This is a genomic window from Cupriavidus sp. JZ107 (genome assembly GCF_053903255.1).
On record NZ_CP096480.1, the window covers coordinates 441,474 to 458,111 of the forward strand.

General features: G+C 67.4%; 12 protein-coding genes. 5 read left to right on the forward strand and 7 right to left on the reverse strand.

Annotation, left to right across the window (positions count from 1 at the left end):
- Positions 1–46: 46 nt before the first annotated feature.
- The 7 genes from M1D55_RS01920 to M1D55_RS01950 all read right to left on the reverse strand — a co-directional run bounded on the left by M1D55_RS01920 (position 47) and on the right by M1D55_RS01950 (position 8,951).
- Positions 47–1,069, reverse strand: coding sequence for an ABC transporter ATP-binding protein (locus tag M1D55_RS01920; protein ID WP_156526458.1), 1,023 nt, complete (start codon positions 1,067–1,069; stop codon positions 47–49).
- 59 nt (positions 1,070–1,128) lie between these two features.
- Entirely contained in the window at positions 1,129–2,121 is a 993-nt protein-coding gene (locus M1D55_RS01925) for an ABC transporter ATP-binding protein (protein ID WP_006577154.1), read from the reverse strand.
- A gap of 368 nt (positions 2,122–2,489) precedes the next feature.
- Positions 2,490–4,208, reverse strand: coding sequence for an ABC transporter substrate-binding protein (locus M1D55_RS01930; RefSeq protein ID WP_456280942.1), 1,719 nt, complete (start codon positions 4,206–4,208; stop codon positions 2,490–2,492).
- Positions 4,209–4,315: 107 nt separating this feature from the next.
- On the reverse strand, positions 4,316–5,269 hold the full coding sequence (locus tag M1D55_RS01935; RefSeq protein ID WP_456280943.1) for an ABC transporter permease: 954 nt from the start codon (positions 5,267–5,269) through the stop codon (positions 4,316–4,318).
- Positions 5,269–6,225 carry an ABC transporter permease gene (locus tag M1D55_RS01940; protein WP_456280944.1) on the reverse strand — a complete coding sequence of 319 codons (957 nt, stop codon included), beginning with the start codon at positions 6,223–6,225 and terminating at the stop codon, positions 5,269–5,271. The genes M1D55_RS01935 and M1D55_RS01940 overlap by 1 nt, the downstream gene beginning before the upstream one ends.
- A gap of 312 nt (positions 6,226–6,537) precedes the next feature.
- Positions 6,538–7,692: an acyl-CoA dehydrogenase family protein gene (locus M1D55_RS01945; protein WP_456280945.1), complete on the reverse strand. Its 1,155-nt coding sequence runs from the start codon at positions 7,690–7,692 to the stop codon at positions 6,538–6,540.
- A gap of 74 nt (positions 7,693–7,766) precedes the next feature.
- Entirely contained in the window at positions 7,767–8,951 is a 1,185-nt protein-coding gene (locus M1D55_RS01950) for an acyl-CoA dehydrogenase family protein (RefSeq protein ID WP_151022808.1), read from the reverse strand.
- A 316-nt stretch (positions 8,952–9,267) separates the two neighbouring features.
- Between M1D55_RS01950 and M1D55_RS01955 the strand changes: the two genes are divergently transcribed.
- The 5 genes from M1D55_RS01955 to M1D55_RS01975 all read left to right on the forward strand — a co-directional run bounded on the left by M1D55_RS01955 (position 9,268) and on the right by M1D55_RS01975 (position 16,543).
- Positions 9,268–10,203 carry an alpha/beta fold hydrolase gene (locus M1D55_RS01955; RefSeq protein WP_456280946.1) on the forward strand — a complete coding sequence of 312 codons (936 nt, stop codon included), beginning with the start codon at positions 9,268–9,270 and terminating at the stop codon, positions 10,201–10,203.
- The gene (locus tag M1D55_RS01960; protein WP_456280947.1) at positions 10,200–10,931 is read left to right on the forward strand and encodes an alpha/beta fold hydrolase; all 732 of its coding nucleotides are present in this window, start codon (positions 10,200–10,202) and stop codon (positions 10,929–10,931) included. Before M1D55_RS01955 ends, M1D55_RS01960 begins: the two co-directional genes overlap by 4 nt.
- The gene (locus M1D55_RS01965) at positions 10,928–12,277 is read left to right on the forward strand and encodes an MFS transporter (RefSeq protein WP_006577145.1); all 1,350 of its coding nucleotides are present in this window, start codon (positions 10,928–10,930) and stop codon (positions 12,275–12,277) included. Before M1D55_RS01960 ends, M1D55_RS01965 begins: the two co-directional genes overlap by 4 nt.
- Before the next feature lie 317 nt (positions 12,278–12,594).
- On the forward strand, positions 12,595–14,352 hold the full coding sequence (locus tag M1D55_RS01970; RefSeq protein WP_456280948.1) for a long-chain-fatty-acid--CoA ligase: 1,758 nt from the start codon (positions 12,595–12,597) through the stop codon (positions 14,350–14,352).
- A gap of 109 nt (positions 14,353–14,461) precedes the next feature.
- Positions 14,462–16,543: a 3-hydroxyacyl-CoA dehydrogenase NAD-binding domain-containing protein gene (locus M1D55_RS01975; RefSeq protein WP_456280949.1), complete on the forward strand. Its 2,082-nt coding sequence runs from the start codon at positions 14,462–14,464 to the stop codon at positions 16,541–16,543.
- Positions 16,544–16,638: the final 95 nt, after the last annotated feature.

Below are 16,638 nucleotides of genomic sequence, written 5' to 3' on the forward strand. Positions count from 1 at the left end.
TATCGCTGATTCGTATCGCTGATTCGTACTCGCTGATTCGTACCGCTTATTCGTAAAGATGGCAGGCCACCATCTGCCCGTCGCCGCTGTCGCGCAGCGCCGGCTCCTGTGACTTGCAGCGCTCCATCGCCACCGGGCAACGCGTATGGAAGCGGCAGCCCGATGGCGGATGCATCGGGCTGGGGACTTCGCCGCGCAGCACGATCCGCTTGCGCTGGCGCTCGGCCTCGACGTTCGCCACCGGCACCGCCGACAGCAGCGCCTGCGTGTACGGATGGCGCGGCTGCGCATAGAGCGCATCCCGATCGGCGATCTCGACGATGCGGCCCAGGTACATCACCGCGATGCGGTCGCTGATATGGCGTACCACGGCCAGATCGTGCGCGATGAACAGATACGACAGCCCGAGCCGCCGCTGCAGGTCCATGAAGACGTTGACCACCTGCGCCTGGATCGAGACGTCCAGCGCCGATACCGGTTCGTCGCAGACGATCACGCCGGGCTTGAGGGCCAGCGCACGCGCGATGCCGATGCGCTGGCGCTGCCCACCGGAGAACTCGTGCGGATAGCGGTCCGCCATATAGGGCAGCAGTCCCACCATCTCCAGCAGCTCGCCCACACGCGCCCGCGTGGCCGCGCGATCGCCGGCCATGCCATGGATCTCCAGCGGCTCGGCCACGATATCGCGCACCTTCATGCGAGGGTTCAACGAACCGAACGGATCCTGGTAGACCATCTGCACGCTGCGGCGGAAGTGCTTCTCCTGGGCGCGCGTCATCTGCGCGAGATCGGTGCCGTCGTAGTCGATGCGTCCGCCGCTGGCCGCCAGCATCTTCAGGATCGCCAGTCCGGTGGTCGACTTGCCGCAGCCGCTCTCGCCAACCAGGCCCAAGGTCTCGCCCTGTCGCAGCGTGAACGACACGCCGTCGACCGCCTTGACCGAGCCGACCTGGCGCTTGAGCACCACGCCGCGCATGACGGGGAAATGCACCTTCAGGTCTTGCACCCGCAGGATCTCGCGGCCGATGGTGCGAGGGCGGGGCGCCGGGGTTGGCACGGCCAGCGGCATGCCATCGGCAGCGAAGGCGGCATCGTTGATGGCGGGCGTATCGAGCGCGGCGGTGGCGGTCATGGCGTCTCCTGCAGATGGCAGGCATTCAGATGAATGGAAAGCCCGCGGCCATCGGCGGTGGTCTTCAGCATCGGGCGCGTGACGCGGCATTGCGCCTGGGCCAGCGCGCAGCGCGGTTGAAAGGCGCAGCCGGGACCGAGCGCGGTCAGGTCCGGCGGCTGGCCCTCGATCGGCACCAGCGCCTGGCTGGTGTCGCCATCGAGCCGCGGCACGCAGGCCATCAGCCCGCGCGTGTAGGGATGGCGCGGGTCGCGGTACAGCTCGTCGGCCGAGGCCATCTCGACCAGGCGGCCGCCATACATCACCGCGACGCGATCGGCGTAGCGCGCCACCACGCCGAGGTCATGCGTGATCAGGATCAGCGCGGTGCCCAGCCTCTGCGCCAGATCCTTCAGCAGATCGAGGATCTGCGCCTGTACCGTGACGTCGAGCGCGGTGGTCGGCTCGTCGGCGATGATCAGCTGCGGCTTGCAGGCCAGCGCCATCGCGATCATCGCGCGCTGCCGCATGCCGCCCGAGAACTGGTGCGGATAGGCGTTCAGGCGGCTGGCCGGCTCGGGAATCTGCACCTGGCCGAGCAGCTCGGCGGCCATGCCCAGCGCGGTCTTCCACGGCAGCTTCTGATGCAGCTGGATCGGCTCGGCGATCTGCTTGCCGATCGTCAGCGCCGGGTTCATCGACGACATCGGCTCCTGGAAGATCATCGCGATGCGATTGCCGCGGATGGCGCGCATCGCGTCGGCATCGAGCTTCAGCAGGTCCTGGCCGTCGAACAGGATCTCGCCGCCGTCGATCGAACCGGGCGGGCGCGGGATCAGGCCGAGGATCGACAGCGCGGTCACGCTCTTGCCGGAACCCGATTCGCCGACGATGGCGAGCGTCTCCCCGGGCGCCACGTCGAAGGAGACCTGATCGACCGCGGTCACCACGCCGCGATCGGTACGAAAGCGGGTGGTCAGATTGCGGACCTGCAGGATCGGCTGCGTCATTGGCTTCCTCCTGGTATGGCATCCATGTCGTTCCTGTCTGCTTGAGGCCACAGGAACGATTCGCAACTCCGTTGTCCCAGCGAATGCGGGGACCCAGTGACTTCAACGAGCTCATCAAGCCGCTGGGCCCCCGCTTTCGCGGGGGCGACAGGGATGTTCTGCTCCTCTGTCCCGTCGTCCCCGCGAATGCGGGGACCCAGTGACTTCAACGAGCTCATCAAGCCGCTGGGCCCCCGCTTTCGCGGGGGCGACAGGGATGTTCTGCTCCTCTGTCCCGTCGTCCCCGCGAATGCGGGGACCCAGTGACTTCAACGAGTCCATCAAGCCGCTGGGCCCCCGCCTGCGCGGGGGGCGACAATCATGGGCCGTCAAAAGCCCATCTTCTTCTTCATCTCCTGGTCGATCCAAAGCCGCGCGTAGATCGGTCCGGGCCTCACCGCGCCGGCGCGCAGCTCGCCGCCGTAGTTCTTGACCCACGGCCACCAGGCCGTATAGACGTACTGCGTCGGCAGCCAGATATACGGGGCCTGCGCGACGATCTCGCGCGTCAGCGCGCGCAGCGCCTCCTGCCGCTTGCCAACGTCGCGCAGCTCGAAGGCCTCCTCGACCTTCTTGTCGAACTTCGGGTCGTTCCATTGCGAGGCGTTCCACACTTGGCCGCTGACGAAGCTCTTGCGGATCGTCGTGGTCGGATTGGTATGGCCGTTGTTCATCATGTAGCCGGGCGCATTGGTCTTGGTCGTCATCGCCGACAGGAAGGCGCCGTACTCCATCGGCTGGATCTGGATGCGCACGCCTACCTGTTCGAGATAGGCGGCGATCAGCGGCAGCAGCTCCATATGGTCCGGGCTGCAGGCGCAGACCTGCACCTTGAAGGTAAATCCCTTCGGATAGCCGGCCTCGGCGAGCAGCTTGCGCGCCTTGTCGGGGTTGTAGGTGAACAGCTCCTTGACGTTGTCCGGCATCGCGCTCAGGGGCTCGTAGTAGCCGCCGTAGTCGGGATGCTGCGGATAGGCGAACAGCTCCGCATTGCCGCCGTAGTACTGCTTGACGATCTCTTGCTTGTTGACCGCCATGTTCAGCGCGCGCCGGACCCGGATGTCGTTGAACGGCTTGGTATCGACGCGCATCGCCAGATACTGGCCGGTGTACGACAGCCAGCGCGACCACTGCAGCTGCGGGGCGCTGCGCTTGAGCTCGTCGACCGCGGTCCAGCGCAACCCCTCCATGATGTCGATCTTGCCGGTGCGCAGCATCGTGTTGCGCGTGGCTTCGTCCTTGATCGTGCGCAGCACCACCTTGTCGACGAAGGGCAGCTTGTAGTCCTTGTTGCCGATGCGCTCGCTGTCCCAGTACTGCGGGTTCTTCGTGTAGGTGCTGGCGTTGCCCTGCACGAACTGGGTCAGCGTGAACGGGCCGGTGCCGTTGACGTTCTTCCAGTTGGCGGCGCCGGCAGTAGCAACCTCCTTGGGCATGATCCCCGAGTAGTAGCCCCAGCCGAAGCGGTAGTCCCACTCGGCGTTGAATTCCTTGAAGCGGAACAGCACCGTGTGCTTGTCGAGCGCCTCGACCTTGCTCAGGTGATCGAAATAGGTCGGAATCTTCTTGGCGCTGGCCTCCTGCCGGCCGTAGCTGAACACCACGTCCTCGGCGACCAGCTCGCGCTCTTCCATCACGCCCGGTTTGGCCGGGAACTTGACGCCCTTGCGCAGCTTGACCTCGAGCGTCAGCGGATCGGTCCATTTCCACGACTCGGCCAGCTCGCCGCGGATCGCGTCCTCCGGCAGCCAGGCATCGGCCTGGAACGCGTACTTGCCGCCGTTGCGCTTGGACTTGCTCAGGTCGGCGACGAACAGCTGCTCGTAGACCTGGCCGGTGTCGTAGTTCTGCTTCCAGTTCCAGTCGGCCAGATCCCACGACAGGGCCGAGATGGTCGGATAGACCGAGCCGATCTCCACGGTGCCGCCGTACTTCGGCGCCTCGGGCTGCGCGAGGGCGCTGCCGGTCCCCAGGGCCAGCCCGACAGCGGCGGCGATTGCCGCTCCCCGTTTTGCCGGGCGGCGAACCGCCTTGTCGTTGTCGATCATCGCTGTCTCCTGTCTCTGTTCTTGTATGGGATGGGTCCGTGCCGTGCTGCCGCGTGCCGCACTACCGGAGGCTGTACTGCCGCCCGGCGCATGGCCGGGCGATGCCGCTACCGCGTGCCCCGCATGCGCGGATCGAGCAGGTCGCGCAGCGCGTCGCCGTAGACGTTGATCGCGTAGACCACCACGGTCAGGCAGGCGCCGGGCGCCAGCGCGAGCCACGGGCCCTGGAACATGAAGGTGCGGCCGTCGCCGGACAGCATGCCGCCCCAGGTCGGCGCCGGCGGCGGCACGCCCAGGCCCAGGAAGGACAGGCCGGACTCGGCGAGGATCGCGGTGCCGACGCGCGTGGTGAACAGCACGATCACTGGCGGCAGCACGTTCGGCAGGATGTGGCGCCACAGGATGCGCGGCGTCGACGCGCCCATCGACTGCGCGGCGTGCACATACATGTTCTCGCGCACCGACACCACGGCACTGCGCACGATGCGCGAGCCGCCGATGCCGAGCAGCAGGCCCAGCGTCACCACGATCTGCCAGCTGCCCGGGCCGAGCACCGACACCACGACGATCAGGATCACCAGATCGGGAAAGCTCATCCATGCATCGACGAAGCGCTGCACCACCAGATCGAACTTGCCGCCGAGATAGCCGGTCAGGATGCCGAGCAGCACCGATACCGCGGTGGCCAGCGTCGCGGCCGACAGCCCGATCACTACCGACAGCTGCGCGCCGTACAGGCAGCGCGACAGCATGTCGCGGCCCAGATTGTCGGTGCCGAACGGATGCGCCCACGACGGCGGCTGCAGCCGATGCAGCATGTTGATCTCGTTCACGCCGTAGGGCGCCAGCACGTCGGCGAAGACGCCGCAGAACAGGAAGATCGCGCAGATCACCGCGCCCGCCGCACCCAGCGGCTTGTCGCGGAACAGGCGGCGCAGCAGGCCGAAGCCGGGCCAGTGGCGGGTGGCGCTCGACGTTGCCGCCGTTGTCGTTGCCGCTGCCACGGCCGCGTCGGCAGCGGACGGTGCGACGGAGGGCAGGGGAGTCACGGAACGTGCCATCAGCGATGCCTCACTTTCGGATCGAACAATCCGTAGCTCAGGTCCACCAGCAGATTGATCAGCATCACCGCGACGCCGACCACCAGGAACACGCCGGTGATCACCGGATAGTCGCGCTGATGCACCGCGTCGAGCAGCAGCAGGCCCATGCCGGGCAGCGCGAAGATCTGCTCGATGATCACCGCGCCGCCGATCAGCAGCGGCGCCTGCAGGCCCACCAGCGTGACTACCGGAATCAGCGCGTTGCGCAGTGCATGCCGCAGGATCACCATCCGCTCGTTCAGTCCCTTGGCCCAGGCGGTACGGATATAGTCCTGGCGCAGCACCTCGAGCATCATCGTGCGCGTCATCCGCATCGTGATCGCCGACAGCGCCATGCCGAGCACGATCGCCGGCACCAGCATCTGCTGCAGGTGCTGCAGCGGGTTCTCGTGGAACGGCACGTAGCGGACCTCCGGCGACCAGCCCCACCAGACCGACGGAAACACCATCACCATCGTGCCCAGCCAGAAGCTCGGCACCGCCAGCATCAGGATCGAGAACGAGCGCGCCACGTAGTCGGCTGCGCTGTCCTGCCGGATCGCCGACAGCACCCCGATCGGCAGCGCCACCGACAGCGCCACCACCAGCGCGATGACGCCGAGCGACAGCGTCACCGGGATGCGCGCCATTACCATCTTCAGCACCGGCTCGCCCTGCCACAGCGACACGCCAAGGTCGCCGTGCAGCACGATGTTGCCGACCCAGTGCAGGTATTGCTGCCACATCGGCCGATCGAGGCCCAGCAGCTGCATCAGTTCCTCGCGGCTGCGCACATCGGCGCTGATGTCGTTCTGGCTCAGCATCAGGTCGACCACGTCGCCCGGCACCAGCCGCACGATCGAGAACACGATGATGCTGGCAAACAGCAGCGTGGGCAGCAGCGCCAGCAGCCGGCGCATCAGGTAGGCGCTCATGGCCGCCTCGCGCGACGGATGGCACCGCTTGCCGCGGGCGCCAGCGCCGGCGGGGATACCGGCAACACGATTTCTGCTGATGCTCCGGCCATGCTGTCTCCTGTTTCCGCCTACAGGTCATTGCCTGTGGCGGTATTTCGGCACGCGGAATGCAGTTTTTGTGCGGGGCAATGCAGCGATCAGCCTTGCGCCGATCGCGATCCCAGCATACTCATCGTTCGAAGCGATGACAACCCGAAGGCACGCCCGTTGGTCTAGTGAATTTCCCGGGGGCGGGCCGCCGTGCGGCCCAAGCTGTCTCCCTGGTACCGGCTAGTAGCCACGCAGCCGTGCCCAGCGATCGGCGTGGAAGTTGGCGTCGCCCAGCCACTCCTGCGCGGTGCGCGCCCGCTTCATGAAGAAGCCGATCTCGAACTCGTCGGTCATGCCGATGCCGCCGTGCATCTGCACGCCTTCCTGCACCGCGAGCGTCGCGGTCTCGCCCGCCTTGGCCTTGGCGGCCGATACCAGCGCCTCGGGACCGTCCGGCACCGACTCGTCCAGCCGTTGCTGGCAGCGCAGCACGATGGCGCGCGTCAGCTCGAGCTCGGTGAACAGATGGGCGGCGCGATGCTGCAGCGCCTGGAATTCGCCGATGATCTTGCCGAACTGTCGGCGCTCCTTCAGATAGGCCAGCGTGCGGGCGAAGGCCTCGTCCGCGGTGCCCAGCAGCTCGGACGACAGCACCGCGCGGCCGATGTCGAGCGCGCGCTCGAGGATCGCACCACCGCCATCGACGCCGCCGAGTACCGCATCGGCGGGCACCTGCACCCCTTCGAAGACGATGCGCGCGGCCTGCGTGGCGTCGGCCAATACCACCCGTTCGATTCGCACGCCAGCACTGGTGCGAGGTACCAGCAGCAGCGTGATGCCGTGCGTGTCCTCGCTGTGTCCCGCCTGGGGATCGGCGGTGCGCGCCGCCACGATCAGCGTGTCCGCCACGTGGCCGTCGACGACCAGCTGCTTGCTGCCGTCGAGTCGATAGCCGCCGGCTTCGGGCGTTGCGCGGGTGGACAGACGGAACGGCCGATGCTTGCCGGCTTCGTCGAGCGCCAGCGCGGTCAGGTGCCGGCCGGCCGCGATCGCGGGCAGCAGCGCGTCGCGTTGTGCGTCGGTGCCGAAGTGGGTCAGCAGCGAGGCGCCGAGCACCGAGGTGGAGAGGAAGGGCGACGGCGCCAGCGTGCGGCCGATCGCCTCCATGATGACGCCCGCTTCCACCACGCCGAGCCCGCTGCCGCCGTACGCCTCGGGCACGAGCACGCCGGCGAGGCCGAGATCGGCAAAGCGTTGCCACAGCTCGCGCGAGAAGCCGGTCGGGTCGCCGCTGTCGCGCATCGCGCGCAGCGCCGAGATCGGTGCGTTCTCGCGCAGGAAGGTCAGCGCGCTGTCGCGCAGCATGTCCTGGGTGTCGTTCAGTACGATGGCCATGTCGATGTCCGCGAAGGTAGCCGCCGGGCCGCGCGTACGCGCGGTCCCGGCACGGTGAAGGGAGGGAAGGGCCGTCAGGCCCCGGGCAGGCCGAGGATCCGCTTGGCGACGATGTTCAGCTGGACCTCGCTGGTGCCGCCTTCGATCGAGTTGGCCTTGGTGCGCAGCCAGGCGCGCGCGGTGGCGCCCTGCTGGCTGCGTTCGCTTTCCCATTCGAGCGCGTCGCTGCCGCCGATCGACATCAGCAGTTCGTAGCGCCGCTTGTTCAGCTCGGCGCCGTAGTACTTCAACACCGAGGAAAACGCGGCAATCCCCTCGCCTTGCCTGGCGAGGTCGCGCACCCGTTCGCCCGCGAAGCCGAACGCGGCCTCGTCGATCTCGAAGCGGGCCAGTTGCGCGCGCAGCATCGGCTCGTCGAGCCGGCCGGCCGCATCGGTGCCGATCGCCTTGGCGGCATGGCGTCCCAGCGGCTGCCGGAAGCCGCGGCTGCCGATCGCGCTAATCATGTCGCGCTCATGGGTCAGCAGATACTTGGCGATCTCCCAGCCGCCGTTCAGCTCACCGACCAACTGGTCGCGCGGCACCACGACATCGTCGAAGAAGGTCTCGCAGAACGGCGACTTGCCGGAGATCAGCACGATCGGCCGTGTCGTCACCCCGGGCGTCTCCATGTCGAACAGCAGGAAGCTGATGCCGGTGTGCTTCTGCGCGGAGAAGTCGGTGCGCACCAGGCAGAAGATCCAGTCGGCCTTGTCGGCATACGAGGTCCAGATCTTCTGGCCGTTGACGACGAAGTGGTCGCCACGGTCCTCGGCGCGCGTCTGCAGCGCCGCCAGATCGGAGCCGGCGTTCGGCTCGGAATAGCCCTGGCACCAGCGGATCTCGCCGCGCGCGATCTTCGGCAGGTGCTCGCGCTTCTGCGCCTCGCTCCCGTACTTCAGCAGGGCCGGCCCCAGCATCGAGATGCCGAAGCTCTGCAGCGGCACGCGGCAGCCGAGCCGCTGCATTTCCTCGCGTAGGATCTTGGCCTGTTCGCGGCTCAGGCCGCCGCCACCGTATTCGCGCGGCCATTCGGGCACGGTCCAGCCGCGCTCGGCCATCCGTTCGAGCCACTGGCGCTGCGCCTCGGAGCGGAAGCGGAACTTGCGTCCGCCCCAGCAGATGTCCTCGTCGTCCTGCACCGGCTGCCGCATCTCGGGCGGGCAATTGTCCTGCAGCCAGGCGTGCGTCTGCTGCCGGAACGTCTCCAGGTCTTCCACGGTGGTCTCCTGTCGCGGTGGGCGGCCTCTGCGGGCCGTCGTCTCTTGCTCGAACCGTGCGCCGCGTGATGCCGAATGCGGCGATCAAGGGCGTGCAGGGCCGTTATACAAGCGTGCGCCGGACATCGTCAATACGCCATTTACGAAAACGGTATCGGCCATGCAAACGGCGCATACCGGCTATGCCGCACACGGTGCGGATAAAAAGGCAATATGGCGGAGTGACGGCCTTGTGCTAGCATCGCCAGAAACATACCAACATCACGAAACAGGCCGGCGGCGCCAGCTGACGCCCAGCTCGGCCCAAGGTGGAGACATGCAGACCAGCGAGCCTTCGACGGACGATGCGGTGTGGACCTTCCCGGGCGCGCGTGCGCCTGACCGCCAGCGCTGGGTCGATGCCAGCGGTTTGCGGCTCGCCGTCTACGAATGGGGCGAGCCGGATGCCACGCCGCTGCTGCTGGTCCATGGCGCGCTCGACTTCGCCCGGACCTTCGATGCGTTTGCGCCGCTGCTGGCCGATGCGGGATACCGCGTGGTGTCGTACGACCATCGCGGCCATGGCGATTCCGATCACGCCGATCTGTACAACTGGGTTGCCGACGTGCGCGACATGCTGGCGGTGGCGGACTCGATCACGCGGGAGCCGTGCCTGGCGGTCGGCCACAGCAAGGGCGGCTCGCTGCTGGTGCAGGCGATTCAGGCGCTGCCGCACCGGTTCACCCGTTTCGCCGCGATCGACGGCCTGCCGTTCCGCAGCCCGCATGCCGACAGCGCGGTACGCGAACGCAAGTCCTCGCTGACCGGGCCCGTCATTACCCGCTGGCTCGATGCGCGGCGGCGCAGCGGCGAGCTCGAGCGGCGTCCCGGCACGCTGGAGGAACTGGCGCAGCGCCGCGCCAGGATGAACCCGCGCCTGAGCCACGAGTGGCTGTGCTACATCGCCTCGCACGGCGCACGCCGCGACGAACAGGGCTGGCGCTGGAAGCTGGACCCCGCGATCGGCGTGGGCGGCTTCGGACCGATGCGTGTGCGCTGGATGACCGACAGGCTGCCGGGCTTTCCGATTCCGATGCTGGCGATCTTCGGCTCCGAGAAGGAGCCGATGGGCTGGGACGCGACCGCCGACGACCTGATGCCGTTCTTCCCCGCCAGCACGGAAGTCCATCGGATGCAGGACGTCGGCCATTTCATCCATATCGAACGGCCGCAGGAAACGGCGCGCCGCATCGTGCAGTTCTTCGGGGCATGACCATGTCCTTGACCTCGTCCCAGCGCCAATCGCCGCGCCAATCGCCGCGCCAATATCTGCGTCACCATCGTCTGCGGCTCGCGCTGCATCGGCTCAAGGATGGCGACGGTCATCCGCTGCTGTTGCTGCACGGCCTGGGCGAGCGCTCGCCGGCCACGCTGCCGGCCGAGTATTCAAGCTGGCCCGGCCACGTCCATGCGCTCGACTTCACCGGCCACGGTGAATCGGACCTGCCGCGCGGCGGCGGCTACAGCTGCGAGTTCCTGATGGCCGACGCCGACATCGCGTTGGCGCACCTGGGCCCGTGCACGCTTTCCGGACGCGGCATCGGCGGTTATGTCGCGCTGCTGCTGGCAGGCGCGCGTCCCGGCGAGGTACGTGGCGCCATCGTCCGCGACGGGCCCGGACTGTCCGGCGGCGGCAGCGCGGCGCGCAGCCCCTATATCCCCGTGCCGGACCTGAGCCAGCTGGCGCCGCCCGATCCCTTTGCGATCGCCGAGCTCGCCAATGACGTCCGTCCGCCCAGCTATGCGTCGAGCTTCGCGATGCTGGCGTCGCAGCATTCCGACCTCGACACGCCGATCTCGGTCTGCTGCTGCGAGCGTCCGCCGTGGCTCTCCGCGGTGATGGAGCTGCTGTCGCTGGAGCCGGTTGCGCTGGAGCAGGCCCTGCGGCAGTACGCGGCGATGCCGGCGCCCGGCATGCGTTCGGGGCCGGAGTCGGCATGAGCTCCGCACTGTCGCCGGCCCGCGAGTCCACCGATGTGGACGACGCCGATGCGGACGACGACGGCGAGCGTGGCTATCTGGACCATGTGTCGCGGCATTACCGCCGCAACGCGATGGCGTTCCTGGCGCACGGCATGCTCGGCATGACGGGCTTCCGGCTGGTCACCGCGCCGACCTTCGTGCCGGCCTATCTGTATCTGCTGTCCGGCTCCAAGCTGACCGTCGGGCTGGTGTTGTCGGCCCAGTACGCCGGCATGGCCGCGTCGTCGCTGTGGGGCGCGACGCTGATCGAGCATCGGCAGCAGGTGATGCCGATGCTGTACCGGGTCGGCTGGCTGGTGCGGCTGCAAGTGCTGGGGCTCGCATTGTCGGCGCTGTGGCTGTCGGGCGCGGCGGCACTGACGGCCGCCGCGGTCTTCCTGCTGCTGTTCGGCCTGCTCAACGGCGTGCAGAACGTCGCCTTTCAATACCTGACCTCGAAGATCATTCCGCTGCATCGCCGCGGCGGCCTCAGCGCGCTGCGCAACTTCTTCGGCGGGCTGACCGCGGCGGCGGTGGCCTGGCTTGGCGGACGCTATCTGGTCGGTCACGACGTGCTGGGCAACGGCTATGCCGCGACCTTCCTGGCCGCCTTCGTGCTGACCAGCCTCGGCATTTCGGCACTGGCCGGCATGCGCGAGCCCGCGTTGCAGGATGTGCGCCTGCCGGTTGGCTTCCGGCGCCGCATCCGGGAAGTGCCGGCGCTGCTGCGGGCGCAGCCCGACTTCGTTCGCTTCTTCGTCGCCCGCGCGCTGGTGGCGCTGGGCATGATGGCGATGCCGTTCTATGCGATCTATGCGGGCCAGCATATCGACCTGTCCGGTGCCACGCTCGGTTATCTGAGCCTGGCCTATCTGCTTGCGCAGACCGCGAGCAATCTGCTGTGGGGCCGGCTGGCCGACCGCCATGGCTATCGGCTCGTGTTCCTCGCGAGCATCGCGTTATGGATCGCCGCGACCGCGCTGTTGCTGGGCTGCGGCTCGCTGGGCTGGTTCGTGCTGGCCTTCTGCGGGCTCGGCGCGGGCTTCGGCGGCTTCTTTATTTCCGCCGACAACCTGGTGATGGAATTCGGCGCGCGCAAGGACCGGCCGATGCTGCTGGCCGTCGCGGGTACCGGCACCTACGCGATGATGGCGATCGGCCCGGTGCTCGGCGGCATGCTGGCCCAGGGCGTCCGCTTCTGGCTGGTGTTCGCACTGGCCATCGCGGTCAAGTGCCTGGCGTTCGCGATGGCTCTGGCGATGAAAGATCCGCGACGGCGGCCCGGCCCGTTGCCGCCGAACCAGGGCGATCCGATGACGTCTTGACGGGCGGCTGCGATGCGAGAACGCCGACGCCCACGTTGACGCTTGCGCGAGTGTTTGCTCCCCTCTCCCGCTTGTGGGAGAGGGGCTGGGGGAGAGGGAAAAGGGCGGCTGTCATGCCACCGATGCATGCCATGGCGAACGCCGTATGCCCTCTCCCCCGACCCCTCTCCCGCTTGCGGGAGAGGGGAGAAAGATAGCGATCGATCCATCGGCGCGCCGCAGCATGCGTGCGCCGCGGGTTGCTTCCTCTCCGGCTTGCGGGAGAGGGGAGCCGGACAAGAAGGACAAAGGACAAGAACCACGATCCAGGAGACGAGATGGAAGCGAGAACCTATCCCGAGTTCAGCACCCACTATCCGCTGCTGTTGACCACGATCATGCGGCGGCCCGTGCGGATGTATCCCGACCAGATCGGTGTCGTCTACCGCAATCACATCAGCGGCGAGTATTTCCGCTTTACCTGGGACCAGTGGTATCGGCGCGTCTGCCGGCTGGCCAACGCGCTGTCGTCGGAGCTGGGCGTGGTGGCCGGCACACCGGGCGAACCCGGCGACCGCATCGCCACCATGGCGCTGAACACCCATCGCCACCTGGAACTGTACTTCGGCGTACCGGGCGTCGGCGCGACGCTGCACCCGGTCAACGTCCGCCTGTCGCCGGAGCACATCGTCTACACGATCCGCCATGCGCAGGACCGCGTGCTGTTCTTCGACGACACGCTGCTGCCGCTGGTCGAAGGCATTTACGACCATATCAAGGACGTGGTGCAGCGTTTCGTCTATCTGTCGGACAAGCCCGGCCTGCCCGACACGCGCATCGCGAACCTGGTCCACTACGAGGATCTGTTGGCAAGGCAGCCGGAGCAGTTCGACTGGCCGGCGCTGCACGAGGACGTCAACGCAACGCTGTGCTACACCACCGGCACCACCGGGCAACCCAAGGGCGCGACCTTCACGCACCGCCAGCTGTATCTGATGACGGTGCACGTGATGGCGCAGATCGCGATCGCCAACACGCCGTCAATCGATATCGAGGACGGCCTGGGCGTGCGGCTCGGCGAGTCCGCGGTGCCGCTGCTGAACACGCCGATGTTCCATATCCATGCCTGGGGCGCGCCGTTCATCGCGGTCTACAGCGCGCAGAAGATCGTGCTGCATGGCACCTTCACCGTGCAGGGGTTCTGTGAGCTGGTCGAGCGCGAGAAGGTGACCTCGGTCGGCATCGTCGCCACCATTGCGGCGATGCTGCTCGAATACCCGGACCTGCACAAATACGACCTGAGCAGCCTGGTGCGCGTCAACGTCGGCGGCGGCGCGCTGCCGCTGGGCCTGAAGAAGAAGCTCGAAGCGCTGATCCCGTCGTTCCGGATGAGTTCGGGCTACGGCATGACGGAAACCGCGCCGACCATCGTCGCCTCCTTCATCAAGAAGGACCTGGTCGACCTGGACCGGGAGCAGACCGATGCGCTGCTCGTCAAGGCCGGTTTGCCGATCCTTGGCGTCGATGTCGAGGTGGTCGACGACGACGGCCGGCCGGTGCCCAAAGACGACCAGACCGTCGGCGAAATCGTGGTGCGCGCGCCGTGGACCACCGAGCGCTACTTCCGCGATCCGGAGAAAAGCGCCGAGTTGTGGCGGGGCGGCTGGCTGCATACCGGCGACCTGGCCAAGGTCGACGCGCACGGCTATATCACGATCGCCGACCGCATCAAGGACGTGATCCGCAGCGGCGCCGAGATGGTGCCGACCGTGCTGCTCGAGAACCTGATCGCGATGGCCGACTTCGTGCAGGAGGCGACGGTGGTCGGCGTGCCCGACCCGGTCTGGGGCGAACGGCCGATGGCGCTGGTCAGCGTGCGCACCGGCTTCGAGGCCGACGAATATGCGGTGATCGACTTCCTGAAGACCCATGGCGTCGATACCGGCCGCATCACCAAATGGATGCTGCCCAAGCTGGTGGCGATCACGCGGGACATCCCGAAGACCAGCGTCGGCAAATACAACAAGAAGCGCATCCGCGACGAGCTGGACCGCTTCCTGGCGATCGCGCTCGATGTCAGCGATCGTGCGGGCTGAGTTGGCCGTGGGCCGCGCGGCATTTATCCCGTGCCCAATCCGATCCGAGGCCCGAGGCCGGTCCTGAATCCAATTCCGATTTCAATCCAATTCCAATGGAGACACATCGATGACGACCATCAATCCGGTCACCGACCTTACCGTGGACGCCGGCATCGCCGTGCTGACGATCGACTCGCCGCCGGTCAACGCGCTGTCGGCCAATGTCCGCGCGGGCATCCTGGCGGGGGTCCAGCAGGCCGTCGCCGACGACGCGGTCAAGGCCATCGTGCTGACCTGCGCCGGCAAGACGTTCATCGCCGGCGCCGACATCACCGAGTTCGGCAAGCCGCCGACCGGCCCGGCGCTGCCCGAGGTGCAGGCCGCGATCGAGGATGCGCCCAAGCCGGTGATCGCGGCCATTCACGGCACCGCGCTCGGCGGCGGGCTGGAAGTCGCGCTGGTCTGCCACTATCGTGTCGCCGCGCGTTCCGCCAAATGCGGCCTGCCCGAGGTCAATCTCGGCCTGCTGCCGGGCGCTGGCGGCACCCAGCGGCTGCCGCGCATCGTCGGCGTCGAGAAGGCGCTGGAGATGGTCACCTCGGGCACCCATGTACCCGCGCCGGCCGCGGCCGAGATGGGCCTGGTCGATCTGCTGACTGATGACGCCAGCCTGCGCGCCGACGCCATCGCATTCGCCCGCCAGGTGGTGGCGGAAGGGCGGCCGCTGCGCAAGGTGCGCGACCTTGACGACAAGATCGCCGCGGCGCGCGGCAAGCCGGAGATCTTCGCTGAATTCCGCCGGGCCAACGCCCGCCGTTTTCGCGGCTTCGATGCGCCCGAATACAACATCCGCTGCATCGAAGCGGCGGTCGAACTGCCGTTCGACGAGGGACTCAAGCGCGAACGCGCGATGTTCGTCGAGCTGCTGAACGGCACGCAGTCGGCGGCGCAGCGCTACTACTTCTTCGCCTCGCGCCAGGTCTGGCAATTGCCCGATATCGGCGCCGATACGCCGCTGCTGCCGGTCAAGCAAGTCGGCATCATCGGTGCCGGCACGATGGGCGGCGGCATCGCGATGAACTTCCTGAACGCCGGCTATCCGGTCACCATCGTCGAGACCTCGCAGCAGGCGCTGGACCGCGGCGTCCGCACGATCCGGACCAACTATGAGAACACGGCCAGGAAGGGCCGCATCACCGCCACCGACATCGAGCGCCGCATGGCGCTGCTGACGCCGACGCTGGAGATGGAAATGCTGGCCGACGCCGATCTGGTGATCGAGGCCGTGTTCGAGAACATGGACGTCAAGAAGGAGGTGTTCGGCCGGCTCGACCGCATCGCCAAGCCCGGCGCAATCCTCGCGACCAATACCTCGGCGCTGGACGTCGACGAGATCGCCGCCGCCACGTCGCGGCCGGAGGCGGTCATCGGCCTGCATTTCTTCTCGCCGGCCAATGTGATGAAGCTGCTGGAAGTCGTGCGCGGCGCCAAGACCGCCAAGCCGGTGATCCGCACGTCGATGGAACTGGCCCGCAAGATCGGCAAGATCGCCGCGCTGGTCGGCGTCTGCCCGGGCTTCGTCGGCAACCGGATGCTGGCGCAACGCCAGCGCGAGGCGCAGAAACTCGTGCTGGAAGGCGCGCTGCCGTGGGACGTCGACCGCGCGCTGTACGAATTCGGCTTTCCGATGGGACCGTTCGCGATGAGCGACCTGGCCGGCCTCGACCTCGGCTGGATCCGGGAGAAATCGAGCAGCTCGACGCTGCGCGAAATCCTCTGCGAAATGGACCGGCGCGGCCAGAAGACCGGTGCCGGTTACTACGACTACGACGAGAAGCGCAACGCCAAACCGTCGCCGGTGGTCGAACAGGTGATCCGCGACTTCGCGGCGAAGCAGGGCCGGACCAGCCGTGTGGTCTCGGAGCAGGAGATCCTGGAGCGCTGCATTTACCCGATGATCAACGAGGGCGCGAAGATCCTGGAGGAGGGCAAGGCGATCCGCGCGTCGGACATCGACGTGATCTGGGTCAACGGCTATGGCTGGCCGGTCTACCGCGGCGGTCCGATGTTCTACGCGGACACGATCGGGCTGGACAAGGTGCTGGAGATGCTGCGGCGCTACGAGGAGAGCTTCGGTCCCGACTTCAAGCCAGCCAGGCTGCTGGAGGAGCTGGTGGCACAGGGGCGCACGTTCGGCGACCTGAAGTAGGGCACTTGCTCGTCGTCCCCGCGAAAGCGGGGACCCAGTGGCTTTGAACGACAGAACGACGCTGGATTCCCGCATTCGCGGGAATGACGAGACTT